Origin of the sequence: Paenibacillus tundrae (genome assembly GCF_036884255.1) — a bacterium.
Classification (GTDB): domain Bacteria; phylum Bacillota; class Bacilli; order Paenibacillales; family Paenibacillaceae; genus Paenibacillus.
This window is the reverse complement of the sequence record NZ_CP145605.1, coordinates 1,816,232-1,829,699: the sequence shown is the minus strand read 5'-3', so window position 1 is coordinate 1,829,699 and position 13,468 is coordinate 1,816,232. Positions and strand designations below refer to the sequence as shown.

Sequence of the window (13,468 nt, the reverse complement as noted above, 5' to 3'; positions counted from 1 at the left end):
CGAAACCGATACCTCCCATATGCCCTAAAGAAAATACATGACCACCACCATTTGTTATTTTCTCGTTTGGTTTTGACAAACAAAATTTAACATAGCATAATGTAAGCGTCAACATTTTTGTTGTTAACATTTTCTATTTCTTCTGTTAGAATGCAATTACAGGTAATGAAAACGCTTATTTTAAAGCATATTATCCATATCACCCATTGAGTACACACGAATGCAGAACCAACCCTTATTTTTGTTTTTGTTATTTATTCAAAATAACAAAACATAATTTTTAAGACAAAATTCGCCTTAATTTTCATTCAACATCTCTCACCTATGGATTTCACTATCTGTTTAAACCAACCTAGAGCTATCCTCTTGAAATGTCTGTCTGTAATTCGATTCAAGGAAATTAATCATGTATACTAGAATCAGTTTCATAATTCGTTGTAGACAATACGGCAGAACTACGAGTGTAAGGATGGTATGATGAAGACGAAGGTAACAATCCAGGAAATTGCACACTTTACGGGTTTGTCGAAATTTGCGGTTTCACGCGCGTTGTCTGGAAAATCAGGAGTTAGTGACCAGACACGGGATGTTATCCTTAAAGCCGCCGGCAAGCTTGGATATTTCAAAGATAACGCTGCGTTATCTGGGGATGTCCACAATAGTAATGATCTTAATGATCCACAAAACATACGTTGGAGCGGGACGATTTTGATTTTGTTTCCTAACGTCCGTTATCAGAATCAGGAATCCGTGTACTGGGGACCCGTCTTTAATGGGATATCCTCCCGGCTCAATCAGAAGGGGATTAATATCCTGACACTGACAGAGCCTTCTGCTGACCAATTATTCACATTATTAAATCCAGATGCCATTCGCGGCATTATTACGGTGGGCTCCATCTCCACACCGATCCTGCTTGAAATTAAACGGTTGGGCATACCTGTGGTCATGGTCGATCATCTAGATCCCGTCTTCCATAGTGACAGTATTTTCACAGATAATTTTGCATCGATGCGTGACATTATGCTCTACCTGCTTCGTAAGGGGTTCAAACGTTTCCAGTTTGTAGGTAACATCCATGATGCACACAGCTTCTATGAACGCTGGCTTGCCTACAGCTCAGTCCTTATGGGACACGGAATTGAACTCAACCAGATTCCCGAGCTTAGCAGCCCAGATCTTGAGGACTTTCGTAAGACCTTCAGTTCACTGTTTAACGAGTCCAATTTGCCTGAAGTATTTGTGTGCGCCAATGACTTCTATGCCCTCTCTACCATTGAGACATTAGAAGGTATGGGCATCCGTGTACCTGATCAATGTGTTGTCACGGGTTTTGATAATGTATACAACGACATTCCTGTGCTCGCTAGTGTGAACGTCAACAAGGAGTTGCTTGGTGCGCGTGCAGTGGATCAGATGTTATGGCGCATTATTAATCCCGAAAGTAATGTAGAAAAAAAGCTTATTCTCGCAGATGTTATTATTCGAGAACAGTTCGGCCGACATAGCGGCTGATCTATATTACATGTAGCCCAATTGAAACAATCACTATAAAAAGCAATACAAATACCCCCATGCCATTCCTGAATTAGCATGAGGGTATTTGCGTTTTCCATCTTTAATTTATCAGCCTAAGCGCGCTTAGGTATCCGTTCTAACATCATCCCACTCTTGATCCAGATAACAGATTAACCAATTCAATGCCCGATGTCGTTCGTAGGCAACTCCGCCATTCAGACCCGCAGGCGGTATAGTTTCTTTCACACGACTGTCTACGCAGACCCAGTTATACCGATAGATTAAATCTGCTTCATCTAGGATTTCACTTGCACTACGGAACGTAGATTGGGATATAAACTCTTCAATTGTGTCACATTGCTGCAAGTACCCTACCGCTTGTCCTACGTTACATAGCTGTGTTGGAGCCCCTAATTCTTGAACGTAACCAAGAGCCCAGAGCAGAACATAATATGCTTCATATCCCCACGAGAAGGATATTACCTCCTGCTGCTCCGCTCCATGCTGATGAATAAACCTTCGCTCTGATAGCGAAAAGAATGAATCCGCATCATACTTATCAATGACCTCTTGGACAAGTGCGGCGGTATCTTCAGCACTCTCACCCGCACCCAAACATTCCCCCTTGAGAGCCGCAAGACATAGAGCTACTGCTCGCTTTGCCACTTCGTCAAGTGTTCGGATTCTCGTATGTTCATCTCCAGCTCTGGCAGGTAGATGAGGATTGAACGGAATGCCCTGTTTGGTCAAAATACGTTCAGAGCGCTCTTTACGCTGAATACCAGATGCAGACTGTGGTCGAGCATCATCTAGCAGGCTTGGATGTGCGGTTACTGTGTAATCTTCAACTTCTGAATCACCGTTCGTATCAAGTAACAATTGTCCTTGAGCGTTCAATAGAGAACCACCGCCCCAGAAGATCAGTGCATCAAGCTGATCCGCAAGTTGCAACAGCTCATGGAAGAATTCCTCGGATATGTCCTCATCCGTCTCAATGCCAATAACCATATTCAAGGTCGAGCATTTGATTAATACTTTCTCCTGGAGTTGAGGACGGTTTGCATCAATCTGGCCAAGAAAATTCATCATGCCTTGGATCATAGCTGTAAATTGTTCCGGATGCGTTCGACTCGTCATGATGTTGAATCCTTTGGTTTTCTTGCTAAACCACTTCTTATGAGTTACGGTAATATGTGTTTTATCTTCATTCAGCTCTATCCGATCTTGGGGATACAATGACCGAAGAAGCTCATGAACTTGCTCTAAGTCAAACTGTGAGCTGTATAAGGCACAATTTTTCAATGGATTCACCTTCTTTAGACATTAATCCTTGTACGGATCAAACTCATTGCCCCCGGCCATGGCCACGCCAACAGGACGCAGAATATGATTCACTTTCAAGGTACTTGCATGGGCATGGAGTACATCCTGCAGCTTCTTATACACAAACGGACTTTCATCTGTTCCTGCACCACGCAGTTCTACGCCATACGCACGGATGGCTTGTTGCATCTGTTCTTCACTAATCTCTCCACCCATACGTGTGCGAAGCTTGTAATTCATTTTGCCAGCAGCCTGTGTACGGCTCATAATACGTCCCGCTCCGTGGACAGTGCTGCGGAAAGATTTCGTATTTTCATCACTGTGAATCCCTTCGACAATGACCGAAATATCTCCCATGCTGCCCCCAACAAAACCAAGCTGTCCTGGGGATAACGGTGTTGCACCTTTTCTTACTACAACAGTTTCTTCGCCAAAATGCTCTTCTTTCCATGCAAAGTTATGGTGGTTGTGGACAGCGTATTCGCTGCGAGCTCCGAGGATATCCAGCACCTGTTCGATGACGTAGTCACGTCCTGCATATGCATATCTACCCGCAAGGGTCATCGCCTTCCAGTACATATCACCCATTTCGCTACCTAGATCAAACAGTGTAGGGGGTTGATCCATCGACTCACCAGGCGCCTTCCCACTGAACTCACGCCCTGCTGCCAAGTTGAGGAAGCCACTCGCTACTTTATGACCGAATCCACGACTTCCGAAGTGATTGGCAATCCACACCTTGCCCGTAGCTTCTTCTACGAAAATATCAACAAAATGATTACCACTGCCCACGGTTCCGAGTTGGTTGCGTGCCAGCGTCTTTAACTTCTGCTCTAGCTTGGGCTCGATGGTGTCAAATAGCTCCCAGCTCGTATCATCAAACAATTCGTGGTCAATCGGTGTTGGATTGTTCCGTCCCACCCCAAATGAAACGACCCGATTAATCTCATCCATCATCTTCGCAATCCCGTGAGAAATATCATCCCACATTAGATTCGTACGTACCGCCTTGTTACCACAGGCAATATCGTATCCCACACCTGAAGGACTAATCATATTACGGTAGGCGACCACACCACCAATGGGTTGAGAATATCCTTTATGATGATCTGCCATTAATGCCACACCAAGCACATCTCCATACTGCGAGCAAGTCACAGCCTGACTCACTGCATTCTCCAGCGGTTCCCCCCAAACTTTAATGTTATCAATCACACGCATAATGTATAAAACCTCCTTATACTCATGAGACATTAAACAGCAATAGCTCTGTATATTTTACCAACATTTGTAGATTATCGGCAGGGGGAATTTTATTTTGTAGGATCTATCTCCATCTGCAAAGCGCTCTCTAGGACGTTAAACGATCTGTTCTGGGATGAAGACTAAGATGTGACTTATCAACATCAGACAGGTTTTAATAATGATATCCAGTGGAAGGTCAATAGAAGAGCATCAGAAAAAGAGAGCCTGCGGCTCTCTTTTCTAACAAAATTTCACTTGGGTGAGCATGCTCCATTGGAATCCATGTGAATATGTAACAGCCTCAGACGAGATCAGCTAAATTGCTTCCTGTACCCCTGAACCTTCTCATCCTTAAACCCTAGCTTCTCATAAAACTGATGAGCTTCCTTCCGCTGATCGCCAGATACCAGAATCATATAACCACATGCGAGATCTCTAGCGATTCGTTCGATCTGTAGCATAAGCTTTTGGCCAATTCCCTGTCTACGCACCCGCTCAGATACAATCACATTCTCCACCACCATAAAAGGTTTGCACTGACCTACCAGATCCATACACTCAATACCCATCACAGAGCCGACCAGCTTGCCCTCATAGAATGCTCCGAGGATATAGTAGTGTCCATTCTGTTGAATGTATCGAAACATCTTCTGCATCTGAACCTCATTCGTTGGTGTCTCCATCAATTCATTGTATAGCTGACTTAATGCTGGCAGATCTTGAAGTTCAATAGCTCTTACGGTTACCATGATGGAATACCCCCTGTTGACCTTAAACGATTACACAATGGCTCATTTAAAGTTCTTTCTTAAAATAATAGTGTGTGTGCCCTGTTGGGGCATTCTCAATAACTGTCGTTACGGTGTACCCATGCTTCTTGTAAAATTCTGGTGCTTGAAAGGAAAATGTGTTTAGCATAACAAAGTCACATTGTTTCGCACGCGCAAGTTGTTCCACCTCAAGCAGAAGCTGTGAGCCAAAACCCTGTTGACGCTGTTCTGGATTTACCCACAAAATGTCGATTTCAATCCAGTTCCAGCATAGTGTGCTGAGTATGCCTGCCACAATCTCGCCAGCCTCATTTTTCACATGGAAGTTTAGTTCCTCATACCGATCTCTGAGTTCAGTCGATATATGACTTGCATTATACGCTATTAATTGCTGACGAACATACTGAGAATCTTCTGCAGTACTTGAATTTAATATATGATTAGACACCACTCTGTTCTACCATCCCTTCTATAACCTCTTATCTTATCGCCTCAGCATCGAAGCTTTCTTCCATATGTAATGTACCATCCACCTGATCATTATTTCGCTATACTTCCTTGAACCTCCTTTTTTTCCATTAGTTAATGACTAGGGTGTGTCTTATAACTCCGAAACAGCCTTAGCTCAGGTAATCCCGTAGGAACCCGAACTAAGGCTGTTTATACGTATGCTGAGAAGACTCTCTTCTCCTAATCTCTGATTTACAATGATTCCATGATTACACGTTTATAGTACAAGACAGATAATAACCCAAACATCGAGTACAACATCGTATATACAATCATCACGATCACCATTGGTGTCACGAGCTCAGTACCGAAGAAGAACCAGCCCGACTTCACCGCAAAATAACTATGACTCAATCCAATAACTAACGGGATACCAAAGTTAAACAATTGCTTCAGTTGAATACCACTTAACAGATTAGCTTGGGTGAAGCCGAGCTTGCGGAGTATCGTATAGTTCGGCTTTTCTTCTTCACTTTCGTTCATTTGTTTGAAGTATAGAATGCATCCTGAGGTAATTAGGAAGGTCAGACCTAAGAAACCTACGATAAACATAATAAGACCCATATTGGTGCGCTGACTGTCTCGAATTTCGATCTGAGCGAAATTAGGGACATGTAAGTCTAGTTCCTTGTAGATCGTGTAGGCTTCCTCCGCCTGAGCCGAGCTTACAATCTGTACACCATAATAATCAGCGCGGTCTTCCTCCTGAAGTTTAGGATCAAGATCCTGTTGAAGCTCTTGGTATACCGATTCGTCCACCACAGCGACCGGTGTTCCTTTCGTATAATACACAGGGAGTACTCCCTGCTTCGAGGTTCCAATTAACTCCTGATCGATGCTATGCTTCATCCCATGCAGAACAATAGAACCTTTCTCTTGAATCGGAATTAATTGCCGAACGACGTTGCCATACCCCATAAAGACCACTTCACCCGGGGTGAGATCCAAGTCATCCACCATCTGGTCGCTCACGACACTGCTGTATAAAAATTCCTTACCTTGAGATTCATTCATGATATCTTTTCCATCAATTTCAATGAAAATCGGTTGTCTGTGCTTCACCTCATAAGCAATCTCTCGCTGATCCAATTCAGCTACAAATCGATTCTTCACATTCGCTTGTGCAAACGAAAAATCCTCTGGCACACTCTCTCGTGCTTGAGCCTCTGCCGAATAATATGAAATATATGTTAGAGACAGCATGCCAATGGCAAGAGCCGAGACCGTTGTAATAATGGTGAGCAACAAGGCATTCGACTTCATGCGGAACATAATAGATGATAACGATAACACCTCATGAATAGATAGGTAACCCTGTTTTCTTTTGCGAATCAGATTAAACAGAAAACTAACGGAACCTTTGTAGAACAGATAAGTACCCAATATAACAGAGAACAGGATCACAAGCATCGTGAACATCAATTGCTGCATATCGAGTGCGGCTCCACTGAACAATTGGGCTGACAAGACATATCCGAATAGGATGAGAATAATGCCTAATACACCTACGACAACCTGCCCCGTTGACATCTGGCTTTGCCGCTGCTCCGAGGTTGAAGAGACTCGAAAGAGCGAAAGAATACTCTGTGCTCGAATGAAGGTGTAGTTCATTAACATGATCAGCATGTACAATACGACAAAAACAATGATCGTCTGCACTAACGCCATCGGAGAGAAGACCAACTTCGTTATGGCATCTATACCCATAATTTTGAATAGAATCATGAGGATCAGCTTCGATCCAAGGAATCCGATCAACACCCCAATAATCATAGAACCGAAATAAAGAATGAAATTCTCTACACTTAAAATCCGAAAAATCTTACCTTTGGTCAATCCAATAAGCTGAAACAATCCAATCTCCTTACTGCGACGTTTGATAAAAATCGTATTAGCATATAACAGGAAAATAGCTACAATGACGATTAATAACACCGATGATGTACCTATTGCAGCCGCACCTTTAACGGAATTCTCCACTTCAGTCATGGATGAGTCGTACTGTAATGTCACAAATGAAAAATATAAGGCAACGCTGAAAATTAGTGCAAAAACATAGAGATAATAATTTTTCAGATTTTTGCGCAAATTGCGAAAAATGATGTGGTTTAGACTCATTGCTGCACACCACCCAGTACACCCTGCGTTTTGATGATATCATTGAAGAAGGTCTGACGTGACTCGTCCCCTCGGTTCAATTGCGTATAGATCTGTCCATCGCGAATGAAAATAACTCTGCTACAATAGCTCGCAGCTCCCGGATCATGCGTAACCATAATAATCGTTGCCTGATGTTTAGTGTTCATATCGCTGAGCTTACCAAGCAGATCGGAAGCTGACTTGGAATCCAATGCTCCTGTAGGCTCATCTGCAAAAATAATACTGGGATCATGTACGAATGCACGTGCAGCCGAAGTCCTCTGTTTCTGCCCGCCCGAAATTTCAGACGGATATTTATCCTTTAGTTCAGCAATGCCTAATTCCCCTGCAATGTGGTCGAATCTACGATGCGCTTCTTGTTTCGGTATACCTGTAACGGAGAGTGGCAGAAGTACATTTTCCTTAACCGTAAGTGTGTCCAGCAGATTGTACTCCTGGAATATAAAACCGAGATGTCGTTTGCGGAATTCAGCGAGTTGCTTCTCCTTCATCCCAGTAAACTCTTTACCCTCAATCTCAATAGTGCCTTGACTGACACGATCAATCGAGGACAGCACATTTAACAGGGTTGTTTTGCCTGATCCGGAAGGTCCCATGATGCCAACAAACTCCCCTTTGCGCACCCCTAGATCAATACCTCTTAACACCTCTTGTTTGTTAAATTTATCTCCATATACTTTATATATTTTCTTCGCTTCCAAAATGAACATGTCCCACTCACTCCTCCTCGATATGCTTCTAGGCATCCTTCGTAATCAAAAGCGGCTCTCTGAACAATTTTTATCATAAGGGGAACGGGATTATTTATCCTTCGATTGATCTAACAAAACCAAAAAGCATGTGACATTATCGTCACATGCCTGCAAGCCGCACCATTTCATTCTCTCGCGGAAAGGTTAACTGTACTGTTGTGCCTTCTCCCGGAACGGAGTGCACATGAACATCAATCCGAAGAGCCTGCGCAACCTGCTTCGTTAAATACAGTCCCATACCCGTAGCCGTTCCTTCGAGCCGCCCATGAGTGGATGTGAAGCCTTTATCAAAAATACGCGGTAGATCCTGAGCCTCTATGCCTCGCCCCTGATCCTGAATGGTAAGTACAACATGTCCCTCACGCTCTTCACTCATCATAACAATATCGGAGGAATCACTATATTTCACTGCATTACTCAGAAGCTGGCGAATGATGAAGCTCAGCCACTTACTGTCTGTCAGTACATGAGTGGCAGATAAAGATACATCGAACCCAATTCCTTTGGAAATACACCATGATTTTAACGCTCGAACCTCCACAACGATTATAGGCTCAATCTCCGTATTTTCCACAAACAAGTCATTGTGCATAAACGGAATGCGTTTCTGATGAAGCTGTTGATCCAAGAGCTGATGTATACGCAACCATTCATATGTCATCTGTGCCCGCAAGCGGTCGTCAGGCATCCGTTCAATCATTAGCTGTAATGCCGTCAGTGGCGTCTTGACCTCATGGATCCAAGAGAGGATCTCGTCCTTCTCCTGTTCTAATGAACTAAAATGAGAAGTCGATTCCTTCCGGTAACGCTCGGTTTGAGAAGCCACAGCATTATGTATAATGCGCTCATACGGACTATCCGCTTGATCCAGCTCGGCGAGATCATATGTATGATCCCAAGTAGTCAATTTTTTGTAATAACGCGTCTCTTTCGGGTATCTCGCCCAGATAAACACAATACATATGACAACCTGAAGCAACACGATATAAGCCAACGCTTCAAAAGGAATAGATGTATCCATATAAGCCACAAACAAAGTGATGAGCTGTATGAAAATCAGGAGTAACAACCAAGTCAGCTTCTCACGTAAATACTGCCAAATCATATATTTGCCTCTTCCGTAGCCTGATAACCTTGTCCTACATGAGTTTCAATATACGAATCTAAGCCAAGAGGTTCCAGCTTCTTCCGCAATCGATTCACATTCACCGTCAACGTATTGTCACTAACAAAATGCTCATGATCCCACAGACTGCGGATGAGTTCTTCACGGGTCACAATTTGATTTTTGTGTTCGACAAGCACTTTAAGAATCAACATTTCATTCTTCGTTAATAGTACTGCTTGCTGATCACGAGTAAGCGTATTTTTCACATACTCAATCGTTGCACCTCGCCAAGTCCGTAATTCTACCCGCTCTGTATTGTAATTGTACACGCGCCTCAGCGTCGCCTGGATCTTCGCAATCAACACTTCAAAGTGGAAGGGCTTCTGCACAAAATCGTCAGCACCCAGATGCATGGACATCACCATATCCGTAGGATGATCCCGTGAAGACAGAAAGATAATAGGCACATTGGAATGCGCCCGGATCAATCGACACCAGTGAAATCCATCATATTGCGGTAGCTGAATGTCGATGATGACAAGTTCAGGCTGAATACTACTGTACGCCTCCATCACTTTGCCAAAATCCTGCACGCCATAAACGTCATATGACCACTGGCTCAATCGATCTTTCATTTCATTAAAAAGGGATTCGTCGTCCTCTATAAGCATAATTTTGAACATTAGATTATTTAATCATTCCTTTGTCGAGCAGCAGTTGGTAAATATCCATGCTTCAAAAACTCACTCCTCGGTGACGCAATTCGGACTGCCTCAGACAGAATTTCTTTGCTACTTCAGTTGGGCTAGTAGTCGCTCTGCAACATCTCTTGCATCTTGCAGTTGGCCTGCTTCGTAAGCTTGACTGAATAGTGTAGATAGCGCAAATTCTGCTTCGTTCTTACCTCGTGCGACTGCCTGTAACTCTGTATCGACCATACCTGGGTCAAAAGTTAGCACTTCAACTGGATTCACCGCGCCCCCTTGCTCTGCCTCAAGGCATTGCGTAAACATGTTGATGCCTGCTTTCGCTGTGCAATACGTTCCCATAGCGGGCGCTGGATATTGCCCTGATGCAGAAGAAACGTTAATAATTTTCCGTCTTACATTCATAGCATTGCTATGGCGAATAAAAGAAGAACTTAATATCATGGGTGCTACCAAGCTAATATTCAAACTCTGACTAATCTCTGCGGCATTGCATTGATCTATGGGCTTTAGCGGTTCAACCATGGCTGCATTATTAATCAGTCCAACGATCTCCGTTTCCTCTGCTGGAATCTGGGCCAGAATTCGAGTCATCAGCTCATCGATTCCCGTATGATCACTAAGGTCATACGCGTAATGTGTATATTGAGAATGAGCTGTTAACGGCTCATGATTGCCTCGGGAAATGCCATGAACCCAAGCTCCCCTTTCCAATAACACATCGGCTAATTGCATCCCAATGCCTTTAGAAGTACCTGTAATGATATAATGTTCTGTTCTCATTCGTCATCCTCCTAATTTAAGTTTAAACCGTACGATCTATGTAATTAAGCGTCTCTCTTCTTCCACAACGTCACCCATAGGATGGGTATGCCAAACTCGGCATCTTCCTGATTCTTCGTCTTCATCGGACGTAACTCCACACACTCGAACGATTCCTCCAGCATATAGCGGAGCTTCTTTTCTGTAAATGCTAGACCACCCTTCATTGATTTCTCCCGGTATACATCCCAGTCATTCATAACGGTCTCTGGCCCGCCCATACCTCCGAATCCTGGAGCAAAACAAGTCATGCCAAAGTAGCCTCCTGGTCGAAGCGCATTATAGATCATCTCCAGATACGGTATACGCTGATGGGGCAAGAGATGATGAAGACAGCCGGAATCATATACGAGATCATATGCTGCATGCGGAGATAACTCAAATACGGATCGACACTCAAAGTTAACCACGAGCTGTTCTTCATTAGCCCGTTCTTTTGCCCACGCAATAGCCGTCTCGGATAGATCGTATGCATCGACTTGGTAACCCTCACGCGTCAGATAGAGTGCATTTCTACCTGGCCCACAACCAAGCTCTAGAGCCTTGCCTGCAGTCAGCAATCCTGAGTTCACATGTGCTACCAAATTCTCGTCAGGCTTATTCGGGAAAAAGGGAATCGGTCTGCTACGATCTTCATAAAAAGGTTCCCAGAACTGTTTTGCAGAGCGAAATTCCGCATCTAACATGTCATATACATCCTGGATATTCCTAATTGTTTTTTCCATACCTTTCGCCTCCTCATTCAGATGAAACATCGCTTACAGAATCAGCAATTCACACCGCTTTCTCTCAAAATTTTAGCACACTCTATTATAACATTTTTACCCAGAAGTTCTCTATTTTTCTTGAAGAATTCCATGATGTACAGGTATAAAACTGGGCATACAAAAGGACGTCTAAGGAGAGCGTATTGCTCCACTTAGACGTCCTTCCTACTTCCATATGAAAGTTGAAAAAGTTATAACAATCTCATATACCTAATCGTTCCCGAAGTGAAGTAATATGAGCGACATGGTGTCTGCCATGCCAGGAATAGAAGCCTAGGTTATAGTCCAATCTAGTCGTTTCTTGTGAACCTGGGTGATAAAATGATTTGGCAAAATCCGCATCTGTTAAGGTATGTAGCAGCCCGACCCACCGGCGGTGTAATGCATCTAGAATCTGAAGGGAGAATTCGATATCCAGTTCCCGTGAATCACTAAGCTCAGCCCAGCGATCCTCGTAATACGGCTTGATCGTTGGATTATCCTCAGTCAGTGCCAACTTGAATCGAATCATGCTGTTCATATGACTATCCGCCATATGATGGATCACTTGTTTAACCATCCAGCCCCCGTCCCGGTAAGGTAGGCTCAACTGTTCTGGACTCAATCCTTCTACAGCTTGACGAGCGTTAGCCGGTAACTGTGCAATGTCCTCAATCCACTGTTCTCTCTGAGCTATTGTAACTTCCCCCGAATGTTCGAATGATCCAATAGGATATCTCAAATCCATCATGTATTCCCTCCACACCTCAGTTTAAAGGTTGATTCTGTCCTTCTTAATTATAGATTACTCTCCTGCCCTTACTGCTCGCCAAATGTACTTGCGCTCCTGTACACAGATTCTTCCTTCAACCAGACTCTCATCTAGTTTGGCTTGAAATGCTTCCTGAAGTTCAGGCGACGTATAGTCTGGATTTCCTGGCGTATCAGAGAGAAAGAGTGCAAATTCATGTTCATTGGGGAACACTAACACAGCATCGTTGAATTCTTCGATCTCAATATCCTCATATCGGTTATTCAATAACCGTTCTCTCACCTTACTCACATCGCCATGAATACCGATGATTGTTCCGCCTTTGCGAAGCACTCGGCCGTGTTCAATGATAGAGGTTGGTCCGCGACGATTATAGATTAGATCAAACTGCTCATCCACAAAAGGCATCTTCGTCTTGGTCGTAGCGTGTACAAACTCTGCGTTCCTCACACCAGACGATGCTAGCTCCGATAATGCGATCCGTATCATCTCGCTTGAGTTGTCGAAACCGGTAATGTGCTGAGCGTAGGCTGACATTCGCAATGTAAACTCACCATGACCACATCCCGCGTCGAGTACCGTGTTATGGAGAGGTAATATTTCAATTAATCGCTGTTCAAACACATCTTCCGCTGATTGTCCTTCAACGATAAACTTCGACCTGCCCCGGTACCCTCCGTTACGTCTCGCAATCATGTCATACCATTCGAGTCCCATCCGATTCCCCCTCCGCATATTCCTTTATTTAACTATATTCGACAATGACCGTTCATTTCCCCCACTATTCCGAGAATTTTATACTATAAAATTTGAAACGGCAATCCTTCACATTCCGTATAAGAGGTTGTTCAAAAAAAATCCGCTTTTGATTACGTAGGATGCCTGTCGACATCTCAGCGTCGAATATGGGATTCAGCCGAAATAAGTAGATGCTTACGAAGGTTGATTCCTTCGGAAACAATGTAGTTGCTCACGTAGTTTGTCTACGCTCCGCTACTCCATTTCTATCTTCATCCCATCTTCTCGGTACTGAAA

At 43.7% G+C, this 13,468-nt stretch carries 13 protein-coding genes; 1 reads left to right on the top strand and 12 read right to left on the bottom strand.

Annotation, left to right across the window (positions count from 1 at the left end; translation table 11 throughout):
* Nucleotides 1-474 precede the first annotated feature (474 nt).
* Entirely contained in the window at nt 475-1,515 is a 1,041-nt protein-coding gene (locus V6W81_RS08150; RefSeq protein ID WP_239292538.1) for a LacI family DNA-binding transcriptional regulator, read from the top strand.
* A gap of 126 nt (nt 1,516-1,641) precedes the next feature.
* On the opposite strand, the gene V6W81_RS08145 is transcribed toward V6W81_RS08150, so the two are convergent.
* The 12 genes from V6W81_RS08145 to V6W81_RS08090 form a co-directional block, all read right to left on the bottom strand.
* Nucleotides 1,642-2,829 (bottom strand): DUF4272 domain-containing protein, encoded by a 1,188-nt coding sequence (locus V6W81_RS08145; RefSeq protein WP_338542568.1) that lies wholly within the window; start codon nt 2,827-2,829, stop codon nt 1,642-1,644.
* A 12-nt stretch (nt 2,830-2,841) separates the two neighbouring features.
* Nucleotides 2,842-4,062, bottom strand: coding sequence for an RtcB family protein (locus tag V6W81_RS08140; protein ID WP_338542566.1), 1,221 nt, complete (start codon nt 4,060-4,062; stop codon nt 2,842-2,844).
* 335 nt (nt 4,063-4,397) lie between these two features.
* Nucleotides 4,398-4,835, bottom strand: coding sequence for a GNAT family N-acetyltransferase (locus tag V6W81_RS08135; RefSeq protein WP_145048034.1), 438 nt, complete (start codon nt 4,833-4,835; stop codon nt 4,398-4,400).
* Nucleotides 4,836-4,881: 46 nt separating this feature from the next.
* Nucleotides 4,882-5,304 (bottom strand): GNAT family N-acetyltransferase, encoded by a 423-nt coding sequence (locus V6W81_RS08130; protein WP_056698817.1) that lies wholly within the window; start codon nt 5,302-5,304, stop codon nt 4,882-4,884.
* Between the two features lie 254 nt (nt 5,305-5,558).
* Nucleotides 5,559-7,484: an ABC transporter permease gene (locus V6W81_RS08125; protein WP_338542564.1), complete on the bottom strand. Its 1,926-nt coding sequence runs from the start codon at nt 7,482-7,484 to the stop codon at nt 5,559-5,561.
* A complete protein-coding gene (locus tag V6W81_RS08120) occupies nt 7,481-8,236 on the bottom strand; it encodes an ABC transporter ATP-binding protein (protein ID WP_145048036.1) in 756 nt (251 codons plus the stop codon). Before V6W81_RS08120 ends, V6W81_RS08125 begins: the two co-directional genes overlap by 4 nt.
* A gap of 142 nt (nt 8,237-8,378) precedes the next feature.
* A complete protein-coding gene (locus V6W81_RS08115; RefSeq protein WP_338542563.1) occupies nt 8,379-9,383 on the bottom strand; it encodes a sensor histidine kinase in 1,005 nt (334 codons plus the stop codon).
* Nucleotides 9,380-10,069 (bottom strand): response regulator transcription factor, encoded by a 690-nt coding sequence (locus V6W81_RS08110; protein ID WP_338542561.1) that lies wholly within the window; start codon nt 10,067-10,069, stop codon nt 9,380-9,382. Before V6W81_RS08110 ends, V6W81_RS08115 begins: the two co-directional genes overlap by 4 nt.
* Before the next feature lie 108 nt (nt 10,070-10,177).
* Nucleotides 10,178-10,876: an SDR family NAD(P)-dependent oxidoreductase gene (locus tag V6W81_RS08105; RefSeq protein ID WP_338542559.1), complete on the bottom strand. Its 699-nt coding sequence runs from the start codon at nt 10,874-10,876 to the stop codon at nt 10,178-10,180.
* A 44-nt stretch (nt 10,877-10,920) separates the two neighbouring features.
* Entirely contained in the window at nt 10,921-11,640 is a 720-nt protein-coding gene (locus tag V6W81_RS08100; RefSeq protein WP_338542557.1) for a class I SAM-dependent methyltransferase, read from the bottom strand.
* 244 nt (nt 11,641-11,884) lie between these two features.
* The gene (locus V6W81_RS08095) at nt 11,885-12,412 is read right to left on the bottom strand and encodes a YfiT family bacillithiol transferase (protein ID WP_145048042.1); all 528 of its coding nucleotides are present in this window, start codon (nt 12,410-12,412) and stop codon (nt 11,885-11,887) included.
* A gap of 54 nt (nt 12,413-12,466) precedes the next feature.
* Complete coding sequence (locus V6W81_RS08090; RefSeq protein WP_338542555.1) at nt 12,467-13,150, bottom strand: class I SAM-dependent methyltransferase; 684 nt, start codon at nt 13,148-13,150, stop codon at nt 12,467-12,469.
* Nucleotides 13,151-13,468: the final 318 nt, after the last annotated feature.